At 66.1% G+C, this 22,648-nt stretch carries 22 protein-coding genes and 1 tRNA gene; 14 read left to right on the forward strand and 9 right to left on the reverse strand.

Going from position 1 to position 22,648, the window contains the following annotated elements:
- Position 1 precedes the first annotated feature (1 nt).
- Positions 2 to 2,131, reverse strand: a complete 2,130-nt coding sequence (locus E8M01_RS05110; protein ID WP_136959127.1) for a hydantoinase/oxoprolinase family protein — start codon at positions 2,129 to 2,131, stop codon at positions 2 to 4.
- Positions 2,132 to 2,264: 133 nt separating this feature from the next.
- Here E8M01_RS05110 and E8M01_RS05115 point away from each other — a divergent pair, with 133 nt between their 5' ends.
- Positions 2,265 to 3,041, forward strand: coding sequence for a creatininase family protein (locus E8M01_RS05115; RefSeq protein WP_136959128.1), 777 nt, complete (start codon positions 2,265 to 2,267; stop codon positions 3,039 to 3,041).
- Between the two features lie 255 nt (positions 3,042 to 3,296).
- Here the strand turns inward: E8M01_RS05115 and E8M01_RS05120 are convergent, their stop codons facing one another.
- The 3 genes from E8M01_RS05120 to E8M01_RS05130 form a co-directional block, all read right to left on the reverse strand.
- Positions 3,297 to 4,244, reverse strand: coding sequence for an acetamidase/formamidase family protein (locus E8M01_RS05120; protein WP_136959129.1), 948 nt, complete (start codon positions 4,242 to 4,244; stop codon positions 3,297 to 3,299).
- 11 nt (positions 4,245 to 4,255) lie between these two features.
- Positions 4,256 to 6,703: a TRAP transporter permease gene (locus E8M01_RS05125; RefSeq protein ID WP_136959130.1), complete on the reverse strand. Its 2,448-nt coding sequence runs from the start codon at positions 6,701 to 6,703 to the stop codon at positions 4,256 to 4,258.
- A 164-nt stretch (positions 6,704 to 6,867) separates the two neighbouring features.
- The gene (locus E8M01_RS05130) at positions 6,868 to 7,839 is read right to left on the reverse strand and encodes a TAXI family TRAP transporter solute-binding subunit (protein ID WP_170181793.1); all 972 of its coding nucleotides are present in this window, start codon (positions 7,837 to 7,839) and stop codon (positions 6,868 to 6,870) included.
- Between the two features lie 283 nt (positions 7,840 to 8,122).
- Here E8M01_RS05130 and E8M01_RS05135 point away from each other — a divergent pair, with 283 nt between their 5' ends.
- Positions 8,123 to 8,500 (forward strand): glyoxalase superfamily protein, encoded by a 378-nt coding sequence (locus tag E8M01_RS05135; protein ID WP_136959132.1) that lies wholly within the window; start codon positions 8,123 to 8,125, stop codon positions 8,498 to 8,500.
- 127 nt (positions 8,501 to 8,627) lie between these two features.
- On the opposite strand, the gene E8M01_RS05140 is transcribed toward E8M01_RS05135, so the two are convergent.
- Entirely contained in the window at positions 8,628 to 9,677 is a 1,050-nt protein-coding gene (locus E8M01_RS05140; protein ID WP_136959133.1) for an AraC family transcriptional regulator, read from the reverse strand.
- A 419-nt stretch (positions 9,678 to 10,096) separates the two neighbouring features.
- Here E8M01_RS05140 and E8M01_RS05145 point away from each other — a divergent pair, with 419 nt between their 5' ends.
- The 3 genes from E8M01_RS05145 (at position 10,097) to E8M01_RS35745 (ending at position 12,624) form a co-directional block, all read left to right on the forward strand.
- Positions 10,097 to 11,275 (forward strand): helix-turn-helix transcriptional regulator, encoded by a 1,179-nt coding sequence (locus E8M01_RS05145; protein WP_136959134.1) that lies wholly within the window; start codon positions 10,097 to 10,099, stop codon positions 11,273 to 11,275.
- A gap of 380 nt (positions 11,276 to 11,655) precedes the next feature.
- Positions 11,656 to 11,994: a hypothetical protein gene (locus E8M01_RS05150; RefSeq protein WP_136959135.1), complete on the forward strand. Its 339-nt coding sequence runs from the start codon at positions 11,656 to 11,658 to the stop codon at positions 11,992 to 11,994.
- A 180-nt stretch (positions 11,995 to 12,174) separates the two neighbouring features.
- Entirely contained in the window at positions 12,175 to 12,624 is a 450-nt protein-coding gene (locus E8M01_RS35745; RefSeq protein ID WP_136959136.1) for a LysR family transcriptional regulator, read from the forward strand.
- Here E8M01_RS35745 and E8M01_RS05160 read toward each other — a convergent pair.
- Entirely contained in the window at positions 12,590 to 13,279 is a 690-nt protein-coding gene (locus E8M01_RS05160) for a DUF1045 domain-containing protein (RefSeq protein WP_136959137.1), read from the reverse strand. The genes E8M01_RS35745 and E8M01_RS05160 overlap by 35 nt on opposite strands.
- A 53-nt stretch (positions 13,280 to 13,332) precedes the next feature.
- The gene (locus tag E8M01_RS05165) at positions 13,333 to 14,193 is read right to left on the reverse strand and encodes a lysozyme inhibitor LprI family protein (protein WP_136959138.1); all 861 of its coding nucleotides are present in this window, start codon (positions 14,191 to 14,193) and stop codon (positions 13,333 to 13,335) included.
- A gap of 161 nt (positions 14,194 to 14,354) precedes the next feature.
- Between E8M01_RS05165 and mnmA the strand changes: the two genes are divergently transcribed.
- The 4 genes from mnmA (at position 14,355) to E8M01_RS05185 (ending at position 17,039) form a co-directional block, all read left to right on the forward strand.
- Entirely contained in the window at positions 14,355 to 15,524 is a 1,170-nt protein-coding gene (mnmA, locus tag E8M01_RS05170; protein ID WP_136959139.1) for a tRNA 2-thiouridine(34) synthase MnmA, read from the forward strand.
- A 10-nt stretch (positions 15,525 to 15,534) separates the two neighbouring features.
- Positions 15,535 to 16,197: a class I SAM-dependent methyltransferase gene (locus E8M01_RS05175; RefSeq protein ID WP_136959140.1), complete on the forward strand. Its 663-nt coding sequence runs from the start codon at positions 15,535 to 15,537 to the stop codon at positions 16,195 to 16,197.
- Between the two features lie 24 nt (positions 16,198 to 16,221).
- Positions 16,222 to 16,872 carry a Pr6Pr family membrane protein gene (locus E8M01_RS05180; protein WP_136959141.1) on the forward strand — a complete coding sequence of 217 codons (651 nt, stop codon included), beginning with the start codon at positions 16,222 to 16,224 and terminating at the stop codon, positions 16,870 to 16,872.
- A 90-nt stretch (positions 16,873 to 16,962) separates the two neighbouring features.
- Positions 16,963 to 17,039: transfer RNA gene (locus E8M01_RS05185), tRNA-Met, on the forward strand.
- A 187-nt stretch (positions 17,040 to 17,226) separates the two neighbouring features.
- Here E8M01_RS05185 and E8M01_RS05190 read toward each other — a convergent pair.
- Positions 17,227 to 17,529: a hypothetical protein gene (locus E8M01_RS05190; RefSeq protein WP_136959142.1), complete on the reverse strand. Its 303-nt coding sequence runs from the start codon at positions 17,527 to 17,529 to the stop codon at positions 17,227 to 17,229.
- A gap of 200 nt (positions 17,530 to 17,729) precedes the next feature.
- Positions 17,730 to 18,356 (reverse strand): glutathione S-transferase C-terminal domain-containing protein, encoded by a 627-nt coding sequence (locus tag E8M01_RS05195; RefSeq protein WP_170181794.1) that lies wholly within the window; start codon positions 18,354 to 18,356, stop codon positions 17,730 to 17,732.
- Between the two features lie 73 nt (positions 18,357 to 18,429).
- Here E8M01_RS05195 and E8M01_RS05200 point away from each other — a divergent pair, with 73 nt between their 5' ends.
- The 5 genes from E8M01_RS05200 (at position 18,430) to E8M01_RS05220 (ending at position 22,642) form a co-directional block, all read left to right on the forward strand.
- Positions 18,430 to 19,065 carry a TetR/AcrR family transcriptional regulator gene (locus E8M01_RS05200; RefSeq protein WP_170181795.1) on the forward strand — a complete coding sequence of 212 codons (636 nt, stop codon included), beginning with the start codon at positions 18,430 to 18,432 and terminating at the stop codon, positions 19,063 to 19,065.
- Between the two features lie 199 nt (positions 19,066 to 19,264).
- Positions 19,265 to 19,516 carry an acyl carrier protein gene (locus E8M01_RS05205; protein ID WP_136959145.1) on the forward strand — a complete coding sequence of 84 codons (252 nt, stop codon included), beginning with the start codon at positions 19,265 to 19,267 and terminating at the stop codon, positions 19,514 to 19,516.
- A 2-nt stretch (positions 19,517 to 19,518) separates the two neighbouring features.
- Complete coding sequence (locus E8M01_RS05210) at positions 19,519 to 20,712, forward strand: acyl-CoA dehydrogenase family protein (protein WP_136959146.1); 1,194 nt, start codon at positions 19,519 to 19,521, stop codon at positions 20,710 to 20,712.
- A 2-nt stretch (positions 20,713 to 20,714) separates the two neighbouring features.
- Entirely contained in the window at positions 20,715 to 21,623 is a 909-nt protein-coding gene (locus E8M01_RS05215) for an amino acid--[acyl-carrier-protein] ligase (RefSeq protein WP_136959147.1), read from the forward strand.
- A gap of 2 nt (positions 21,624 to 21,625) precedes the next feature.
- Positions 21,626 to 22,642, forward strand: a complete 1,017-nt coding sequence (locus E8M01_RS05220) for a DUF1839 family protein (protein ID WP_136959148.1) — start codon at positions 21,626 to 21,628, stop codon at positions 22,640 to 22,642.
- The last annotated feature ends 6 nt before the right edge of the window (positions 22,643 to 22,648 follow it).

Here is a 22,648-nt window from a genome sequence, read left to right on the forward strand (position 1 = left end):
GTCAATGTCCTTTTGCCGCGGCGGGCTTGGTCGCGGCCGCCTTGGTCGCCACGGTTTTAGCGGTCAGGACCAGGCCATGGCCGGCATCGAGCTGAGCGTCGAACGTCGCGCTGACAAAGGTCGAAGTGCCGGCTTCGACAATGATCGCGGGCCCCGAGATCACCGCGCCGGGTGTCATCGTGGTGCGGTCGATCATCGGCACGTTGATGGTCTTGCCGCTCTTGGCGTCGAACACCGGCCGTGACCCGATCGGCTTCGGCCCGTCCTTGCGGCGCGGCTTCTTCAGCACCTCGGGTTTAGCCGTATCGGTGGTTACCAGCAGGGCCCAGGACAACACCTCGATGGCCGCGCCCGGAATGTGGCGGGCGAACAGCCGGCGATAGCCGGTCTCGAAATGCTCGCGCATCAGCGCGATATCCTTTTGCGTCAGCGCGCGATTCGGCAGCGCCACGGCGATTTCGTGGCCCTGGCCGGTATAGCGCATGAAGGCGGTGCGGGTTTCGTGCAGCTTGCGGCCACCGGCGGCCGCCTTGGCAAGGCCCGTCGCCTCCTTGCTCATATGGCTAAGCAGCTCTGTCGCTTCCTTCACGTCGAACCGGTCGAGCCGCATGAATTTGGAATGGACCAGCTCATAGGCCGCCGGCGCGCGCAGGAAACCGATGGCCGAGCCGACACCGGCATCGGCTGGAATGATGATCCGCGAAATGCCGAGCTTTTCGGCGAGCCGCGCCGCATGCAGCGGCGCCGCGCCGCCGAAGGCCACCATGGTATGGTCGCCCACCACCACGCCGCGCTCCACCGAATGGACACGGGCGGCGTTCGCCATGTTCTCGTCGACGATCTCGGCAACGCCATGGGCGGCCATCGAAGTCTTGAGCGACAGGGGCTTGCCGACTGCGGCATCGAGCGCGGCATTCGACTTGTCGGGATAAAGCGTGATCGCACCGCCGGCAAAGCGGCTCGGGTCGATCCGGCCGAGCGCCACGTCGGCGTCGGTAACCGTCGGGTCGGCACCGCCGCGCCCATAACAGGCGGGACCGGGCACCGAAGCGGCCGAATCCGGCCCGACCGTGATGCGCTTCAGGCCGTCGACCCGGGCGATCGAACCGCCGCCGGCGCCGATCTCGACCATCTCGATCACCGGGATGCGCACCGGCAGGCCCGAACCCTTCATGAAGCGCGACTGGCGGTCGACCTCGAAGGTGCGCGCCTTGTAGGGGGTGGCGTCATGGATCAGGCAGATCTTGGCGGTGGTGCCGCCCATGTCGAAGGACAGGACCTTGTCCTCGGCACGCTCGGCGGCGATGTAGGCGGCGAGGATGGCGCCGCCGGCCGGGCCCGATTCAACCAGGCGAATGGGAAAGCGCGCGGCCGTCTCCAGCGTTGCCAGCGACCCGCCCGAGGTCATCAGGTGGATCGGCCTGGAATAGCCCTCGGCCGCGAAGCGTGATTTGAGCCGGCCGAGATAACCCGCCATCAGCGGCTGGACATAGGCATTGGCGATCGCCGTGGAGGTGCGCTCATATTCGCGCATTTCCGGGCAGACCTCGGACGACAGCGTCACCTCGATGCCGGGCAGTTCCTCGGCCAGGATCTCGCCGGCGCGCGTCTCGTGGGCGCCATTGGCATAGGAGTGGATGAAGGCGACGGCGACCGCCTCGACCTTCTGCTTCTTCAGCTCTTTCGCCACCTTGCGCAGCGCCGCTTCATCCAGCGGCACCCAGACCTTGCCCATCACGTCGATGCGCTCCGGCACCGTGTAGCGCAGCTTGCGCTCGACCAGCTGGCGGGGCTTGTCGATGAAGATGTCGTATTGGTCGTAGCGGCCTTCGTCGGCGATCTCGATGACGTCGCGAAAACCGTCGGTGGCGATCAGTGCGGTCCTGGCCCCCTTGCGCTCGATCACCGCATTGGTGGCGAGCGTCGTGCCATGGACGAACACGGTCAGATCGGCGAAACCGATGCCGGCCTGTTTCAACACCAGCCGGGTGCCCTCGACCACGGCCTCTTCGGGCGCGTGGGGCGTTGTCAGCACCTTGGTGGTGAAGCGTTCGTCGCCCTTTTCGAGGACGATGTCGGTGAAGGTGCCGCCGATGTCGGTGGCGAGGCGAATGGTGCTGGAAACTGTCATGGCCGGGACACTAGCGATCGGCGTGCCAAGAACAACCTCGTTCTGGTGAATGAGGGGGATGCGCGTCTGCCGTGCGACAGCGCTCGACCCCTGGCCCACGGCATGGAAATCTGCCCCCCAAAGGGAGAGCGACATGTCGAAACCGCCACAGCCTCCGGTCGAATGGGTGAAGCTGACCGCCCCCGAGCTGAACCAGCTCGCCGCCGCCGATGCCCTGGTTATCCTGCCGGTTGCGTCGACCGAACAGCACGGCCCCCATCTCGGCACCGGCGTCGACACCATTCTGTGCGGCACGGTGTGCCGGCTGGCCGCCGAGCGGGCGCAGGAGCGGCGCCCGGTCGTGGTGGCGCCGACGCTGTGGGTTGGCCTGGCCGAGCACCACATGGCGCATGGCGGCACCTTCACCCTTGATATCCCGACCTATCGGGCCGTGCTGGTCTGCCTCGTCACCTCGCTGCAGCGCCACGGCTTCAGGCGCGTGCTGATCGTCAATGGCCATGGCGGCAATGCCTCGGCACTCAACGCCTTCCTGCCCGACATCACGCGCGAAACCGGTGTCGAAGTGGCGGCGACCACCTATTTCGAACTGGCTCAGCCGGCCTTCGCACCCCTGCTGGACGACCAGGATGGCGTGCTGCATGCCTGCGAGGCCGAGACCTCGATGATGATGCTGGCTGCCCCCGATGCGGTGCGCGAGGACAGGCTCGCCGATGCTCATGGCCCGCAATTCGCCGACCCGCGCGCGGTTCTGGCGCCACCGGTGCAGCGCTGGCGCTCGTTCAAGAGCTTCGCGCCATCGGGTGTGATCGGCGACGCCCGCAGGTCGTCCCGCGCCAAGGGCGAGAAGCTGCAGGCCGCCGCCGTCGATGCCTTGGCCGATGTCATCGTCAAGGGCACGCCCTGGGCGTGAGCACGGCGAGAGGGCCTGACAATTGCCGGCGCGGCCAGTACGGCATCCCCGGCTGACTGAGCGAAGCGCAAGGAAGGGAAGGGCATCCAGGGGTTACGGAGCAGAAGCCGTGCCGCTTGAGAAATCAGCGCATTCCAATGGATGCCGTACGAACTCATGTGCTGAAAACGCGGCCCGTCGACTCCTGGATCCCCTTCCCCTCGCTGCGCTCGGCCGGGGATGACGTCGAGTATTTTCCGACAGCCGCGCCTGCCCTCACCTCACCTTTGCCAGCCACTTCTTGTCGATCATCACGTGGATGCCCTTGTTGCCGTTGACCACCTGGGTCACCCTGACATCGGCGACCAGGGACAGCAGCGCGAAGGCCTCGTCGCGATCGAGCCCCGAGCGCGCGCTGACCAGATCGATCATGCTGCGCAAGGCGATCTGAACTGCGGCATCGAGGTCGGGATCGAAGGCCATGGTGATGGCATGGGTCGGTGTCTCCGCCATTGGCCAGGTAAGGCTCATGTCGGCGCGCAGCGTCAGCGTGAACGTGCCGATCAGCCCGGTCTCGATGGCGGTGATGCAGACCTCGCCGTCGCCCTGCGCGCCATGCCCGTCGCCGACCGAGAAATTGGCGCCCTCGACATGGACAGGCAGGTAGAGCGTGGTGCCGGCCACCAGTTCCTTATTGTCGAGATTGCCGCCGTTGCGGCGCGGCGGCAGCGTATTGATCCGGCCCCATTCGGCCGGCGGCGCCACCGCCATGACGCCGAAGAACGGCCGGTCGAGCGGGATCTCATGGCCCCAGGGCATGCGGGCGAGTTTGGCCTGCCGGTCGATGCGCGAATGAAACAGCCGGCGCGCCTTGACGTCATCCGGCAGCGCGCCGACCAGCGGCGCCACAAAGGTGTAACCCCAGTCGTAATGCAGGTCGATCGCCTCGATATCGACCTGCAGGACCTGTCCGGGCCTCGCACCCTTCACCGCCACCGGGCCGGTGCAGATATGGCCGGGCAAGGCCGGGCCGCCGAAACGCTGATGGATCGCGGTCAGACCGGGCGGAATGCCCCAGCTTGGATCCGGCAGCACGTCGGCGCCGCCGGACACTGTCGAAATGGTCACCCGCTCGCCCGAATTGATGGTCAGCCGGGGGGCGAGGGCCGCTTCGAAATAGCCCCAATGGGCGGTCTCGGCGCCGGCGTCGAGGCGATGCGTCATGGTCTGTCCTGTCAGGTCGGAATGGCTTTGGCATTCTTCACCCGCATCCAGTGCCAGGCCAAGCCCGCGCCGAGGAAGACGAGACCGGCGAGGTCCGCATAGGTGTTGGTGGCGAGCAGAAGAGCGCCGCCGACCAGGCACAGGAGCCGCTCCGGCCAGGTCGCCTGGCCGATCGCATAGCCGGTAAACATGACGCAGAGGCCAACCAGCGCCAGGCAGCCGGTGACTGTCGCGCCGATGACCGAGAGCCAGGCCAGGATACCGCTCGGCGCAGCATAGATGGGGACGCCGGCGGCATTCACCCCTGCGGGCACCAGCATCAGGAGCTGCGCGCCCTCGGGCGTCAGGCAGAACATGAACGGCACGATGAAGGCCGGCAGGGTGTATTTCCACGCCTGCATGGTGGTGCGGAACGGATCGCCGCCGGTAATGGCGGAAGCCGCGAAGGGGGCGAGCGCGGTCGGCGGCGACACGTCGGCGAGCACCGCATAGTAGAACATGAACATATGGGCCGCGGCAGGCGCCACGCCGACCTTGATCAGCGCCGGCACCAGCATGACCGCCGCGATGATGTAGCTTGCGGTCACCGGCACGGAGAGGCCGAGGACCCACATGGCCAGCGCCGCCATCAGCAGGATCAGGAAGACGTTCGAGCCGCCCGCCGAAATGATGATGCCGGAAATGGTCAGGCCGAGACCGGTGAGGTTGACCACCGAAACGATGATGCCGGCGCAGGCGCAGGTCGCGACGATGCCGAGCGTCGAGCGCGTGCCGTCGATCAGCGCGTCGATCATGCCGGTACCGCCGGCGGGGACCGGCCGGCCCGCGTGCGCGGCAACCAGGCTCTGTGCGCCCGATGCCACGACGGCGGCGGCGATGCCCCAGAAACTGGCAACCGAGACGCGCGCGTCAAACAGCTCGTGCAGCCCGACCGCGCGCGGCAGGTCGGAACTGCCGAACAGGAAGGCCGCAACCGCCGCGACGCAGCCGATGGCAAAGGCTGCGCGCGTCACGAGCTGGCTTTCCGGCCGGATCATCGACAGCACGAAGGCCACCACGATCGACCAGTAGACCGCCATGAAACTGGAATAACCGAGCACCAGGAAGACCGCGATCGCGCCGAGCGACAGGAAGTGGTAGCCGCCGGCCCGGGTCAGCTCCCAGAGCGAGGCGTCCGAGGTGCGCACCGCCCTGACGTTCATCCGCCGGCTGTCGGCTTCGGTCATCAGCCAGCAGGAGACGTAATAGAGAATGGTCGGGATGGTCGCGTAGATCAGGATTTGCAGATAATCGACATCGAGGAATTCGGCGATGATGAAGGCCGCCGCGCCCAGCGTCGGCGGCGACAGCGTCGCGCCAATGCCGGCCGCCGACAACATGCCGCCGGCGACCTCGGGCGAATAGCCGGAACGCTTCAGCATCGGCCAGGCAAGCGACGACACGGTCACCGTGGTGGCGACACCCGAGCCCGACACCGTGCCGAGCAGGAAACCCGAGGCGACGACCGCGCGACCGGGCGCCGAGGGCGAGGCCTTCTTGCCGAACAGGGCGAAGGCCCATTCGATGAAAAACTTGCCGGCGCCGCCGCGATCGAGCACCGCGCCATAGATGGTGAACAGGATGATGAAGGTCGCTGCGACGTCGAGCGGCGTGGTGAAGATGCCTTCGAGCGTCAGGTAGTTCTGGCCGATGATGCGGTTCAGCGAAAAGCCGCGATGCTCGAATACATCCGGGATCAGCCAGCCCGAACCGACATAACAATAGACCAGGAAGACCACGGCGATCGCCGGCAGGATCCAGCCGACCGTGCGCCGCGTCGCCTCGAGGACCAGCAGGATGAGGGTCAGCCCCAGCACCATTTCTTCGGGCGCCGGGCGCATGGCGCGGACTTTGTATTCCTCGATATTGAACGCCAGGTAGACCGCCGCGTAAAAGCCGATCGCCGCGAAGATCCAGTCGACCGGCTGGTAGCGCGCCAGCGCCTTGTTGCTGACCAGCAACGGGTAGCTCAGGAAGCACAGCGCGACCAGGAGCCCGAGCCCATAAGCGAAGGTCGAGCGCCCGAACACCGCGAAGACAGGGTTCGGATTGTGCAGCAGGTAGAGCATCAGCGCGACCGCGGTCAGCGCGAAGACAAGCTCCTCAATGGTCGGCCGGCGCGTTTCCGGCCGGCCGTCCCGGCCTGCCCTCGCCAGCGGATAAAGGATGAAGGTCAGCGCCAGGCAGAGCACCAGGAAGGACGAGCGATAGATCGTCGTATTGATCGCAAACTGGGTCCAGTAGAGCGCATAGGCCCCGATCAGGAAACAGGTCGCCCCGGTCAGCCAGCCGAGCCAGCCCGACAACCGCCGTGCCGGCCCGCCTTCCGAATCCGACGAGAGCTTCTCGATCTCCTCGGCGGTGAGCTGCCGCTCCTCGGACTGAACTCCCGCCGGAGCTCCCGCTACGCTTGCCGCCATTCCTCAAGTCCCCTCGCATCCCCGGGGGCGGTCCGTTCAGCGCGGCCCTGTCCCCTTGGTCGGCGCGACCATAACCGGTTGGCGCGACAAAAAAAGCCGGGATGGCACGACCATCCCGGCTGTTTTTTGAAGTGAACCGGCGCTTTGCGCCTGCCGGTTGCAGCTTACATGGCCACACCCTTGGCCTTGTAGAAGGCTTCGGCCGCCGGATGAAACGCGACCGCCGTCTTGGTGGCGGCGCTCTGCAAGGTGAGACGCCGCGCCTCCGGATGGATGCCCGCGACATCGGTCAGGTTGTTGAAAATACCCTCCAATATGGTGGTCACCAGGGCGTTCGGAGCCTTGGAATTGACCACCATGACGTTGGCGACGCCGATGCACGGGACCGCCGCCGTCTGGCCGGCATAAGAATTCGGCTGCATCGTGTAGAGCCGGTAGAGCCCGGGATATTTCTTGTCGATTGCGACAAGTTCTTTCGATGAATCGAGGAGCTTCATCGGGGTTCGGCCGCCCTGCGCGAGATCTCGAACCGCGGCCGTCGGCACACCGCCACCCCAGAAGAAGCCGGCGATCTTACCGTCGGACAGGGCATTGGCCGATTCCGCCACGCCAAGATTGTCGCGCGTGATGTCGGTGCGCGGATTGAGACCGGCGGCTTCCAGCGTGCGATCCGCCCAGCCCTCGGTCGACGACCCCGCGGAGCCGACGCCAATGCGTTTGCCCTTCATGTCGGCGATCGAGTTCAATGACGGGTTGGCGACCACATGCAGGACGTTGTCGTAAAGCACGGCGAGCACGCTGACCTCACGCTTGCCCCCCTGGGCATAAGCGGCGGTGCCGGCGAGCGCATCGACCACCGAATCGAGCGTCGAGAAGCCGACATCGGCATCGCCGGCGGAGACGAGGTTGATATTGTCGACCGATCCGCCGGTGACCTGCGCCGTCACTTGCGTGTTCGGCACTTTCTCGGACAGCACACGCGCGAGGCCGCCGCCATAGACGAAATAGACGCCGCCGGTACCGCCGGTGGCGACCGTCAGCCGTCGGCGCGACTGGGCGAGCGCGGGTGCGCCGAGCACCAGTGCGCTGCCGGCTCCGGCCAGCAGCGCCGAACGGCGGTTGAGAATGATCGACATTGGTATTCCTCCCTGGAGAATTTTGCTGACGCGTCCTTGGGCCGGCCTGAGCCGGGCTTGCGGATGATTATAGCGGAGATGATCCGATCGATAAGGGGCCGCCGGCATTCAACCAAGAATGGCGGGTCGGCGGAGGCCAACTTTGCGCCCCGGCCGGTTTTCCGGCTCGCCCGACAATGTTATGGAGCGACATGTGGGCACCGCCTCATGACCGAAACCAGGGGCACTGGCGTTAGACCGGCACCGTCCGGCACGACCAGCGCTTCCCAATCGAGTTCATGCCATGACCGAGAATGCTGACCACGGCATCCGTTTCGGACGGATCGCCGCGATGTTGCCGGTGCGCGACATCGGCAAGGCCCGGGCCTTTTATACGGATATCCTGGGCTTCACGAAAACCTTCGAGAACGGCGATCCGGTCGGTTTCATGATCCTGAAACGCGACAAGGCCGAGCTGCATCTGACCCTCGACCCGCGCTATCGGGCACCGACCTATAACGTCATCCACCTGATGGTCGAGGATGTCGACGGGCTCTACGCGGTCTGCCAGCGCCACGGCGTCAGGATCGTCAAGGGCCTGCGCGACCAGGACTATGGCCTGAGGGCCTTCGTCTTCGCCGATCCCGACGGCAACCGCATCGACGTCGGCCAGCCGATCTGAACGCGGCAACCGGCCCCTCGCTCGAGGGGTCGGCACCCCCCGGCCGGCTCAGCCTTCGCTGGCGAGGCGGTCGGGGAGCGGCGGCTCCGCTCCATCGGCCGAACATCAGTGCGACCGGGGCGCTTCGTCAGGACGAGGCCAGCGATGCGCGCTGCACGGCTTCCGACGGCGTCTTGCCGAAACGGCGGCGAAAGGCGCTGGTGAACCGCGCGGCGTTGGTGAAGCCGTAGCGGCGCGCGACCGTGGCGACCGAGGCATCGGCTGCGCCAAGGCTCAGCACGGCGTGCGCCTGCTCCAGCCGGATCGCGTGCAGCGCGCCCAGCGGCGTCTTGCCGCGGAACTGCCTGAACACCGCACCCAAGGTGCGCACGCTGCATCCAGCGGCCGCGGCGACATGCGCCATGCGGACCGGCTCCGTGCAGTTTGCCCGCATGAAATCCTCCGCGCGCCGAATGTAGGCCGGAACCGCGCCGGCAGGGCCCCTGTCCAACCGATCGGCATAGTTGTGCGGCGCGCCACGCAGCACCAGCGAGATCAGCAGATCGGTCATCGACGCGAGTGCGGCGGGGTTGCTGGCCACTCCGTCCGGTCGCGCGAACTCGTGCATCACGAGATCAAGCTGGCACTTCAGGCTGGCTGCAAGCCCGCTGCTCCAATCGAGATTGGGCCTGAATTCGAGTGGCCCGCGCAGCCGCTCATCGAGCATGTGCTCCAACGCATCCTCGACCTCCGCGACCTTGAAGAAAACGTTCGTGCGCACGTTGTCGTCGCTGGTCAGGAGCCGGGTGCCGGGGCCGGGTCGCAAGGCGAGACCGCCACCTTCCGTGGCGGTCGTGGAATCACCGTTATGGATCAATGTCGTGTGGCCGTGCAGCAGCGTCGTGAAGCAGAAGAGACCACCTTCGTCACCGTCGATGGAGACCTCCGTTGCGAAACGGCTGTCGGCATAACTTGCTATGATCGAGCCGGCACCGCGGGTCGCGAGGGTGAAGATCGGCCGGTCGAACTGCATGCGCCATAAGGCGCTATTCTGCAGTTGGTATCTGTAGATACGGCTCGATTTTGCCACGCGCTCGCTCACGCGCGACGTACCATCCACCCCGCCGGGATCGCTTGCCCGGACGACATTGAACGTTGCCAGGCGGGCGGGGTCGATCGCAGGCGCGGTCATCGGCATGTCACCATGTTCCGTTCCACCGTCCGCGTCTTGGCGTCACCGTCGCTGGCGTGGACCGGCGGCGGCAATCCACCGCTCCCACGCGGAGTATACACATTCGGCAGTGTGTGGACAGATTTTGCGAGAAAGCGGCGAAAGCCGTCGAAATCGCCATCCCACACGTCCCCGACATGGCAAAGATCAATCAATACATCCGCGATGCCGAAAGGCACGCTGCACATTTCTTAGCCAGATCACGAAAATCATCCGCAGCTTTGGCACAGGTGCCGCCATCAACAGTCCGGAACAACAGGAAAGCCGGAATTTTCATCGCGAATGCCGGTTGATTGTGGCCGACGTGGTCGCGTCGATATGGGGATGTCCTCGAACGATGACTTTCCGGTCGACATGCGGCGTCCCTCGGATGGGGAGGACTAGACGTGATTGATTTGGATGGTGTCTCCGCCCAGGCGTTATCCGACACGATCGGCGCGATCTATGACTGCGCGCTCGATCCGCAGCTGTGGTCCGCCACTTGCCGGAAGATTGCCGCTCTGTGTGAAAGCACAGCGGGTGGAATATGCGTTCACGATATGCGGCACGTGCAAAACGACCAGCTGTTCGTTTTCGGATATCAGCCGGAGTTCCTGGAGAGGCTGGGACAGAACTACGCGGCAAGTCCAATGGCCGTCGCGGATGTCGTCTCGAATATCGGCGACGTCAGTGCGCTCTCCATGGACAGCTCCGAATTGTCGGAAACCCGGTTCTTTCGCGATGTGCTCGAGCCGTTCGGGCTGGTGGACATCATCTGGTTTCCCGCGCTCAGGACCGGTGGCCGTATGGCCTCCATGCATGCCTCCAGGGGCGAGACGGTGCCACATTACCAGAAGCGTGAGATCAGCCTGTTCAAGCTGCTCTCTCCGCATGTCTGCCGCGCACTCGCCATCTCCGATGCACTCGACATCCGGGCGCTGAGGTCGGAGATGCTGGAACGGACGCTCGATGCGCTTGTCGCCGGTGTCTACCTGACCGCACGGGATGGCCGCGTCGTCTATATGAACGCCGCCGCCGAACGCCAGATCAGGACCGGCGACGCGATCCGCATCGTGAACAACCGGCTTCACCCCACCGATTCGGCGGCGCGTGCGGCCCTGTCCAAGGCCATTGATCAGGCAACGCGCGACGGCTTGGACATGGATATGACCGCGCATTCCCTGGCGATCCCGGATGCCGTGGGCACCGGCTATGTCGCAACCTTCCTTCCGGTCGACAGTGGCCAGCGCCGCAGCGCCGTCGCGCCATTTGCAGCGTCCTGCGCCGTGTTCATGCAGGATCCTGTTCGGGCGCCGCTCATGCCGGGTGAAGCTTTTGCCAGGCTTTATGGGCTGACCGGCGGCGAACTTCGCGTGCTGTTGGCGCTTGCCCAGGGGTTGGGCGGCATGGAGGCCGCCGACATGCTCGGCATCAGCGAGCCAACCGTGCGCACCCACTTGCAGCACATCTTCTCCAAGACCGGCACGCTCCGGCAGACCGAGCTCCTGCTTCTGTTGCGCAACTCGACGCCTCCGATCCGGGCCCACAGCGCCTCATCCGCAATTCGCGAAGCGGCCTTTCGCTAAGGATCTCCGCCACGCGCGCCGCGGGAGTGAACGCCGCGTTGACGCCGATCCGCATTGGGTTGGCGACGCCCCTTTCCAGATGCGACCGGCCGATTGCGATCCGGCCAGGGGCCGATTTCGACTGCCCGCGCCCATTTGCCGTCATCCTCATTGTCGGCGCCTGGCCATGGCCGGGCCCGTCGCGTGGCCATGACCGACAAGCCCGATCGGCCCGACCGCGAGGCAGAGCAGCGGCAGCGGCAGCCGCATCATTGGTTCCGATGACGCGGCGTCTGCGGTTGACGGCCTACCATCGCGCGTCGGTCCGAATTGGACCGGAGACGCGGCCTCATTTTGCCAAGTGGGCGTCGCCGCATGGACCCACGGCGAGGAAAAGATCGATGGCTGTTGAGACCTTTGCCTGCCTGAGGTTTGTTGAACGCCGCGCGTCGCCAGCGCTCGCCCTCGTCGCAATCCTGGCGATGACGATCGGTGCGATGGCGCAAGGACCGGCGAAATATCTCGCTCGGGAGTGTGCGCTGCAGGAAATCATGGTCATTACCGCAATCGAGGATCATGGGATCACCGACGACCTGCCCGCGGATCAATTGGGCAAGGCCGGGTTGAGGATGCTGGACGCCCGCATGGCGTGCTCCGACGGCCGCGTCGGCGAGGCGCTCGCGCTCTACGAGAGCGTTCTTCTCAATCTCGGGCCCGTCGCATCCGCGCGCCTGCAGTGACCATGATGTGCCGTCTTGCCGCGCGGCTGTTCGAGACGCCGCGTTCGCACCTCCTTCAGCCATCGCTCGCGGTGGATTGGCGATCGGGAGACAAGGCTGCGCGCAAGCGTAGCTGACGCAGCGACCGTCGATTCGCTCGGCCGCGCATTGCCGGATCACTTCGATGAACGGGGTGGGTCAATGGAATTGCAGCAGGTTCGATATTTCCTGGCTGTTTGCGACGAAAGAAATTTTACCCGTGCCGCCAAGCGCTGCGGCATTTCGCAGCCGTCGCTCAGCAACGCAATCCGACGGCTCGAACAGCAACTCGGCGGGCGATTGTTCCATCGCAGTCGCGTGAATTGCTCTCTGTCTGAACTTGGCCAGCAGGTCCGGCCTCATCTCGCAAGGATAATTCAATGCACCCGCGACGCCGAAAGGCAGGCGGCGCATTTCTTGGATGGATCGCCGACATCATCCACCGCCTCGATCATGGCGAGCATGGGCTCGTCGATAAGGGACGAGGAGAGATGGAAACAAGACGAAAAGGCTGCCGGATCGGCCGATGGCCGGATCGACGTCGGCCTGCCGGTCTGGCCGGCAAACCCGGCCGCCCTCAGCCCCCGCAGGCGAACCGGCCGAGAATGGTGAAACGTTGGTCGCGCGCGGCCTGCCGGAACACCAGCAGGGCGTCGAGCCGGAACGGTTCGGCGATCGGCTGGTAGCGTTCCGCCAGGGCGGCGCGCACCGGCTCGCACCGGTCGGCGGATAGCGAACCGGTCAGCGTCATGTGATAGCGGAAATCCTCGAAGACGTAAGGATAGCCCCAGTTGTCGAGATGGCCGATCTGCCGTTCGGTCAGCGGGCTTTTCAGCCGCCGCGCCCGGTCGGCCTGGCTCATCGGCGCGCGGAATTCGTCAAACACCCGGACGCAGTCGCCGGCCAGCGCCAGGAGTTCGTCGGAGCGCTCAGCCGGCACCAGGGCCACGAAAGAACCGAGGGTGGCAACCGCGAGCCGGGGCACCTCGACCGCTGGCCGGCGATCGGCGAAGACCATGACGGCTTCGAGCAGATCGGCTTCGCTCGCTCCTTGGGCCAGTTCGAACGGCGCCTTCAGCGTGCCGTGAAAGCCGTAGCGGCGCGGATCCTCGGTGAGTTCGGCCCAATCCGGGTCATCCCATGGCGTGCCCGATGGAAACGGCAGGTCACGAGCCGCCGCGGCATCGTAGCCGATCGTGGCGGAGCCGAAGTTCCAGAGCGGGTCGTCGGGCGCGGGAGCGGCATAGAGAGCATAGCGGACGGTCATGCCTTGAGCCCTTAGCCGGATGGAATGACAGGCTCAAGACCTCTGTCGCCGGCTCATCGTTCGGTTCGGCGCAAGCCGTAGGTGATCTGCAGGGCGCGCATCCGCTCCTCGGTCTCGACGATCAGGCAAGGGCCGACCAGCCCGGAATAGACCGAATTGGCCGAGCGGTTCGGCGTCTCATAAGCTTCGAGACGGCAGGTCAGGTCGCGCAGCTCGGCCCAGCTGCGTTGCGCGGCGCGCAGCGCCTCGCTCCAGGCCGCTCGATCGGCCTCCGAAACGTCGTGCCGTGCCCGGATGGTCGCCAGCACCCTCGCCCAGACCGCATTGAGTTCGGCGTCGACCCGCGCCGCCTGGCGCTCGTAGCAGGCGGTCAGCGGCGCATAGTCACCGCCCCGGCCGGGGTGGCGGCACAGCGGCTGGCGTCCTTCCGCCGCGATCAGCCCGCGCCGGTTCGGGCCGCGCTGCGAGCCGGCGAGATGGCCACGTGCCTTGTCCGAGACGGCCTCGCCGAAACGATTGGTCAGGTCGCCTGACATCACCTGGGTGATGACCAGCCGGCAGGCGCTGCTCGCGATCGCTGCGCGCTCGGCATTGAGCCTTTGCTCGAAGCCGATCAGCGGCGCGGCGCAAACCCGGTCGCGGAACAGCGCCCACAGATCCAGGTTCTTGTCGAATTGAGCCCGCCATTGCGCGCGCTCCTCCGGACTGAGGTTGCCGTGCCAATCCGCGATCGCCTTGGTGGCATCGGCGCGGGCGACCACCAGGGCCGCATCCGCCTCCGGTACGGCCCGGGCGAGGCAGGCCTGCCGTTCGGCCAATGCCAGGCTCGCCGGGCAGCCCTGGGCTCGCGCGTCCGAGGCAAGGCCGACGAGGCCTGCGACCAGCGCCAGAACCGATATCCATGTCGCAGTCATCCGCCGACCTTCCCTGCCCCGTCATGCCGCCTGCTTCTGCCGTGCCGCTGTTTCCATTGGTTGCCGGAGGCACCGCCATCTGTTTCATCAGCCGATGGGGACTTTGCGCTGATGGCCGCTCGGCTCTATATAGCGGTCCAATCGTTCCGAAACCGGCGCCCATGTTCAACAGCCTCGACATCGCCAAGCCCGCGCATGCGACCCGAGTGGTCGTCGCCATGTCCGGCGGCGTGGATTCCTCCGTCGTCGCCGCGCTGATGGCCGAACAGGGCTATGACGTGGTCGGCGTGACGCTGCAGCTTTACGATCATGGCGCCGCGATCCACCGCAAGGGCGCCTGCTGCGCGGGCCAAGACATCAACGACGCCCGCCGGGTGGCCGAACGCCTCGGCATTCCGCATTATGTGCTCGACTATGAGGAGCGCTTCAAGGCGGCAGTGATCGACCGCTTCGCCCAGTCTTATGCCGCCGGCGAGACGCCGATCCCCTGCGTCGACTGCAACCGCCATGTGAAGTTCACCGATCTGCTCGACACCGCCCGCGACCTTGGCGCCGATGCGCTGGCGACCGGCCACTATGTCTCGAGCCGCCGCCTGCCCGATGGCCGGCGCGGCCTCTACCGGCCTGTCGATGCCGACCGCGACCAGAGCTATTTCCTGTTCGCCACGACGCCGGCTCAGCTCGACCTGCTGCGCTTCCCCTTGGGCATGATGACCAAGCCGGAGACGCGCGAGCATGCCCGCCGTTTCGGCCTGTCGGTCGCCGACAAGGCCGACAGCCAGGACATCTGCTTTGTCCCCTCGGGCAAATATACCGCCATTGTCGAGCGGCTGAAGCCGGAGGCCGCCGAGCCCGGCGACATCGTCCATATCGATGGCCGGGTGGTTGGTCGCCATGACGGCATCATGCGCTTCACCGTCGGCCAGCGCCGCGGCCTCGGCATCGCCGCCCGCGAGCCGCTTTACGTGGTTGGCCTCGATGCCCCCGGCCGGCGCGTCCTGGTCGGGCCGAAGGAGGCGCTCGCCACCCGCGCCATAGGCCTGCGCGACGTCAATTGGCTCGGCGACCGGCCGCTCGAGCCGGGCGAGACGGTCGACTGCTTTGCCAAGGTCCGTTCGACCCGGCCACCCAAGGCCGCGATCCTGCGCGCCACCACGACCGGCATCGAAATCGAGCTGCTCGACGGCGAGGAAGGGGTAGCGCCCGGCCAGGCCTGCGTGCTCTATGATGCCGCCGACGGCGCCTCCCGCGTGCTGGGCGGCGGCTTCATCAAGCGGCCCGAGACGGCCTCCCGGGCCGTCGCCTCCGCCCCCCTTCACGCCGCGCTCTGACGGAGCCCGCATGGCCGCAGCCGAGCTCGATACCCAGTCGATCCAGAAGGCTTATGCCCGCTGGGCACCGATCTATGACACGCTGTTCGGTTCGATCACCATCACCGGGCGAAAGGCGGCGGTTGCCGCGGCGACTGAGGTCGGTGGCCGCATCCTGGAGGTCGGCGTCGGCACCGGCATTGCCCTGCCCGACTACGGCCGCAACTGCCGTGTCATTGGCTTCGACCTGTCCTTCGACATGCTGAAGATCGCCCGCAAGCGGGTCGATGACGGCCTGCCCCATGTCGAGGGTATCCTGCAGATGGATGCCGGCCGCCTCGCCTTCGCCGACGCCTCCTTCGATTGCGTCGTCGCGATGTATCTGATCACCGTGGTGCCGGATCCGGAAGGCGTGATGCGCGAGCTCAACCGCGTCTGCAAGCCGGGTGGCGAGGTCATCCTGGTCAATCATTTCGCCGCCGAAGGCGGCGTCCGCGCCCTGATCGAGAAGGCCGCGGCGCCCTTCGGCGACAAGCTCGGCTGGCATCCCGACTTCCCGTTCTCGCGGGTCACCGGCGAAGCCGAACTGACCGTCGTCGAAAAGCGCTCGGCCGGCTTTGGCGGCCTGTTCACGCTCGTCCGCTTCAAAAAGGCAGGCCAGGACGCGGCAGTCGCGGCGACGGCGACCGGCTAAGGCCTTTTCTTCAGAGGTCGAGGGATGAGCGAGATCGCCGCCGGGAGCCAGGGTGACATCGGCCGTGCCGGCCGGACGGCGGCGGCGGTCATCGCGCTCATGGCCTGGTTGGCGCTGGCCCTTCAGGTCTGGCTGACCGTCACTCTGGTCAGGAGCAATGGCGGCACGACGCTGGGCGGCGTCTTCGTCTTCGTCAGCTATTTCACCATCCTGACCAACCTGTTGATGGCCGCCGTGCTGACCGCCCTGGCGTTCGGGCGCTGCGTCGGCGCTTCCCTCATCGGGGCGGTCACCCTGTTCATCGCGATTGTCGGCATCGTCTATTCGCTCGCCTTGCGCGCCACCTGGAACCCGCAGGGCTGGCAGAAGGTCGCCGACATGGCGCTGCACGACCTGACCCCGCTGCTCGGCGTCGCCTTCTGGGCCGCTTTTGCCCCGAAGGGCCGGCTCGCCTGGCGCGATCCACTGCTCTGGCTGGTGTATCCGCTGGGCTATTTCATCTTCGCGCTGATCCGTGGCGCCACATCCGGCTGGTGGGCCTATCCGTTCCTGAATGCCGATGCGCTCGGCTATCAGGCGGTGATGATCAACGCGGTCATCCTGACCGCCGCCTTTCTCGGCCTTGGCCTCGTGCTGGTGGCGATCGACCGCAGCATTGGCGGCAGGCCGCGCTGAGCTTCACCGGTCCGCCTTGACACCCCTTCGGATGGGGCACTATATCCGCGCTCTCCAGGCTGCTTCGGCGGTTCGGGGAGCCTCTTTTGGGGCGGGGTAGCTCAGTTGGTGAGAGCGCAGGATTCATAACCCTGAGGTCGGCAGTTCGACTCTGCCTCCCGCTACCAGCTCTGCAACAACACTTCGGGTGTTTGCAGGGGTGGGGCCATTCGGTGGCATGGCCCGGCCGAGCAGCGCCGACAGCCTGCCGCGGATCTCGACCGTCGGCGGCTGGTATTTGGCGCGGGTCGGGATCACCGAAGAAATCCTTTCGATCGCTATTGGAATGTACGCGGGGCGTCGGCCTGATTGCCGTCAGCGCGGCTGGATCGTCCTTGTCAGCAGGGACCACAATGCGCTTCCCACGCCCCGGATCGTCTCCGCCCGCAACTCGTGCGCGCGCTTCTTGTAGAAGGCGATGAGCTCGGGCGTGACCCGCAGGGGGGCGTCGCGATGGCCCGCTACAGCCGCTGTCCCGCGCAGATTGTGACGCAGCGTATCACATTCGGAGACATCAAGGCGGTCCTGGACTGATCGCGCGACAGATTGTGGCTCACCGTCTCGTTCGACAGCGAGCGGTGGCGCATCGGCAGGGACACGGGCAAGGGCAGGCAGCATGACAACCTCCTAGGTCGGCGATGCCGGATGCTAGGCAATCGATCGCCGCCGCCGCGTCATCGCAACCAATGAGGTTGTATTGTTTTTGCAGCCCTTCCAGTCGCGACGACCTGGCCGCGCGTGCCGGGTTCGCCCCCTCGAAAGCCCAAGAGCCGCCCCCAATCGAGGACGGCTCCCGTGACCCGGCCGGGCGCAGCCGCTCACGCCGCGCGGCGCTGATATTCTGCCGTCTCCTGGGCGACCGCCGCGGCGACCGCTGGCCGTGCCAGCTGCCGCTTGTGATAGGCGGCAATCGTGGGCCATTGCCTGAGGTCCGTGCCGACATGGCGGCACCAGTTGAGCAGCACCACCAGATAGGCGTCGGCAACGCTGAAATGATCACCGACCAGATGGTCGCGGTCACCCAGCCGGCGGGCGATCGCGTCCAGCGTCGGCGCCAGCAATGACTTCGCCCGCGCCTTGGCATCCTCTGGCGCCTTGGCGGTGAGCAGCGTGCTGAAGATGCGTTTGTGCACCTCCGTCGACAGATAGTTCAGCGCGTCGATGAGCTGATAGCGTTCGGTCGTGCCCCAGGCGGGAGCCAGTTTCGCCTCGGGCTTCTGGTCGGCCAGGAACTGCAGGACGGAAGGGCCCTCGTTCAGCACCTCGCCGGACGCAAGACGCAGCGCCGGCACATAGCCATTGGGCGAAATGCTCCAATAGTCCTCGCCCTCGTCGGTCACCTTGGTCCGGTTGTCGATATAATGGACCGTCACCGGCAGTCCGGCTTCCAGTATGGTGATGTGCGAGGCGAGCGAACAGGCCATCGGCGAAGCGTAAAGGTGCATGGCGTCCTCCATTGTTTTATGCGATACGGTACATAATTAAGAATGGTCCGCTGCAACCATGTCAACTGATTTTATGCAAGACGGTACAAAAAAGCCGAGGCGCACCCCCGGACGTCCACGCTCGTTCTCGGAAGCCGAGGTGCTGGAGCGGGTCAGGCGGGTGTTTCTGGAAAAGGGTTTCTCGGCGGCCTCGGTCGACGACCTCGCCAAGGCGGCCGGGCTGAACCGGCCGAGCCTTTACGCCGCCTTCGGCAATAAGGAACAGCTCTACCTCGCCGTGATCGCCCGTCACGGCACGCAAAGCGTTGCCGGCATCGATCAGATCATGGCGGGCGAAGGCTCGATCGAACAGCGGCTGACCAAGCTCTATCGCACCGCCATCAGCCTCTACACGGCGCCGCCGCGACCGCAGGGTTGCATGATCATCGGCACGGCCTCGGTGGAAGCGCCGACCCATCCGGACATCGCCAAGGCCGCTGCGGCCTTTATCGCCGGCAATGAAAAGGCGCTCGAGCGCGCCTTCGCCAACGCGGTCGAGGCAGGCGAACTCAGCCCCGAGCCGTCGCCCGTGGCGCGCGCCCGGCTCGGCGGCGCCATTTTCGATACGCTGGCGGTGCGCGCGCGCATCGGTACCAGCATCGACGACCTCCGGGCTTTCGCGTCATCGGCGGTCCCCCTGATCTGCGCCTCCCCTGCGCAACCCACATAAAGAAACAGGTATATATTTGCGGGTAAAGTCGCTACTGCGAGCGCGATCACAAGGCTGTCGGGTGCATCCAAGTGGACTCGCAGGCTGCCTGTGGGTCAGCTAGATAACCATACTGGCAATCGGCAATTGCATGATTGCTAAAATTGCGCCTATTCATCCCCCTCAGGAACGGGGATGGGCTCGAAGGGGACCGTCCGACATGACGACAGAGATTCGCAGCATCATCGCCAGGACCGTCGAACTGCCTGCGGGCGTCGACAGCCTGACCGATACGTCCGACCTCTATGAGGCCGGCATGACATCATTCGGTTCCGTGCAGCTCATGCTGGCGCTCGAGGAAGCCTTCGACGTCGAGTTTCCCGAGCGGATGCTGAACCGCAAATTGTTCTCCTCCGTAACCTCCATCAGTGCCGCCCTGAACGAGCTTGTCGCCGAACGGGCAGAGGGTTGACCATGCTCGACGCGATCGGCTCCGACGGCGCCCAGGGCGCCACGACGCTGGCTGCCCGCATGAAGGCCGTCGCGGCTGTCGCAGCCGAGGCCGCCGATCAGGTCGATCGCGATGCGCGGTTTCCCCGCGAGGCGGCGGATGCGCTGCGCCAGCAGCGCCTGCTCGGCATCATGGTGCCGCGCGAACATGGCGGCGAAGGCGTCGGTTTCGGCGAGATCGCCGAGCTCTGCGCCATTCTCGGCGCGTCCTGCGCCGCTGCCGGCATGGTCTTCGCCATGCACCAGATCAAGACCGCGAGCCTCGTCCACCACGGCGGCGCCAGCGTCTGGCACCGCGACTTCATGACCCGCCTGGCGCGCGACCAGTTGCTGCTGGCCTCGTCGACCTCGGAAGCCGGCATTGGCGGCGACCTGCGCAATTCGGTCTGCTCGGTCGTGCCCGATGGCGACCACGTCACGCTGGAGAAGGACGCCATCGTCATTTCCTACGCGCTTGATGCCGACGCCATTCTGGCGACCGCCCGGCGCGCGCCGGAAGCCGCCTCCTCCGATCAGGTCCTGCTGGTCATCGAGCGTGCCCAGGCCGACCTCGTGCAGACCTCGACCTGGGATACGCTTGGCATGCGCGGCACCACCTCGCATGGCTTCAAGCTGACGGCGCGCGTTCCCGCCGCCCAGGTCTTTCCCAAGCCGTTTGCCGAGATCGCCGCGCAAAGCATGTTGGCAAGCTCGCATCTGTTCTGGTCCGGCCTCTGGTTCGGCATCGCCGCCGGTGCCCTGTCGAAGGCCCAGGCCTTCGTCCGTGCCGCCGCCCGCAAGGCGCCGACCGTCGCGCCCCCCGGCGCCACCAGGCTCGCCGCCGCCGCCGCCGAGCTCGCCAGCCTGAAAGCCCTGGTGCGCGACGGCATCGCCCGTTTCGAACGCGCGCGCCGCCACGACGACGAACTGAATTCGATGGCCTTCGCCATCGCCATGAACGCGGTCAAGGTACAGGCCTCCGAAAAGGCCGTCGGCATCGTCCAGCAGGCCCTGATCGTCGTTGGCATCCAGGGCTACAAGAACGACACGCCGTTCGCGGTCGGCCGCCATTTGCGCGACATTCTCTCCGCGCCCCTGATGATCGCCAATGATCGGATCATGGCGAACACCTCGACCATGTTGCTGATGTCACGGCTCGATGCCGACCTGGAGGGCTGAAGATGCTGGCCACGACCGGATTTCTGGATGAACTGTTCGACAAGGGCCTGCTGATCGAGACAGGCGTCGACGGCATCTATGGCCGCTCGGGCCTGTTCGAGGAGATCGGCGACGGGTTTCAGAACCTGGTCACCCGTTATGCCGGCACGGACAATGCCGAGGTGGTTCGCTTTCCCCCGGCGATGAGCCGGGCGGTGTTCGAACGCTCCGGCTACATGAAGAGCTTCCCGCAGCTCGCCGGCACCATTCATTGCTTCCATGGCGATGGCGCGGCCCATCTCGACCTGATGCAGACCATCGAGGCCAATGGCGACTGGACCAAGGGCCAGACGGCGAGCGAGGTCGTGCTGACGCCGGCCGCCTGCTACCCGCTTTATCCGACGGCGGCCAAACGCGGCCCGCTTCCGGCCGAGGGCCGGCTTTACGACCTCTTGTCCTATTGTTTCCGGCACGAGCCATCGCGCGACCCGGCGCGCCAGCAAATGTTCCGCATGCGTGAATTCGTCCGCATGGGCACGCCCGACCAGGTGACCGCGTTCCGGGCCGACTGGCTCGATCGCGGCCAGAAGCTGATTGCCGAGATCGGCCTGCCCTTCTCGGTCGATGTCGCCAACGATCCGTTCTTCGGCCGCACCGGCAAGATGCTGGCGGTCAACCAGCGCGACCAGCGGCTGAAATTCGAACTGCTGATTCCGATCGAAAGCGAGGCCAGCCCGACCGCCTGCCTCAGCTTCAACTATCACCAGGACCATTTCGGCAAGACCTTCGGCCTGGAAACCGCCGGTCCGGAAACCGCCCACACCGCCTGCGTCGGCTTCGGCCACGAGCGGGTCATCCTGGCGCTGCTCAAGCATCACGGCACCGACGTCAAGGCCTGGCCGGCCGCCGTGCGCAAAGCGCTCTGGGGCTGACCATGGCGCCGGTCTTCGTCGAGCTCGACGCGGCAGCCTATGTGCGGCATCCGCTGCACGATCCGGCCAATCATTGGCCGGAAACCAATTGCCATACCGATCTGTTCATCGAGATCCTGCACACGCTGGGGCGCGAGCCGGCGGCCGGCCTCGGCATGACCCTGGCGCAGGATTTCGAGGGCGACCAGTTCACTTTCTTCAAGATGGCGGCGGCCGATCTTGAAACCCTGTTCGGCCTCGACGTCCAGGAACTGTCGATCTACCGGCCGCTGGCCGACCATATCGACGCGCAGCTGACGCGTGGCCGGCTGACCCTGATCGAGGTCGATGCGCATTATCTCGCCGACACCCGCGGCGTCACCTACAAGACCGGCCATTCCAAGACGACCATCGCGGTGAACCGGTTCGAGCGCTCCCCGGCCCGCCTCGGCTACTTCCACAATGCCGGCTATTTCGAAGCCGAAGGTGCCGATGTCGAGGCGATGTTCGGTTTCGGCTCGGCGCCCCAGCCGGTGCTGCCGCCCTATGTCGAATTCGTCAAGGTGATCGGACCGGGGCTGACCGGCCAGGCCTTGCTCGACGCCGCCATCGAGCGCCTCGCCGGCCACTGGGCCCGGCGGCCCCGGACCAACCCGATCGACGCCTACCGGGCCGCGCTGCCGGCCCATCTCGATTGGCTGGTGGCCGAGCCGCCCTGTTCGTTCCACCCCTATGCCTTCAACACGGCCCGCCAGTTCGGTGCCAATATCGCGCTCGCCGGCGCTCACCTGGCCTGGCTCGGCAGCCAGGGCATTGGCGGCCTTGCCGGGGCCGTCGGCCTTTGCGACCGCATGACCACCGCCGCCAAGACCTTCCAGTTCCTGCTGGCGCGCGCGCTCGCCCGCAAGCGTTTCGACGCGCTCGACCCGGCGCTCGAAGCGGTCGCCCGCGACTACGACCAGCTGGTCGACGACGTGTCCACCGCATTCCGCTTCGGCGCGTCGCCCGAGGCGCGTCCTCAGGTTCGAGCGGCATCCTAGGGTCGA

Origin of the sequence: Phreatobacter stygius (assembly GCF_005144885.1) — a bacterium.
GTDB lineage: Bacteria > Pseudomonadota > Alphaproteobacteria > Rhizobiales > Phreatobacteraceae > Phreatobacter > Phreatobacter stygius.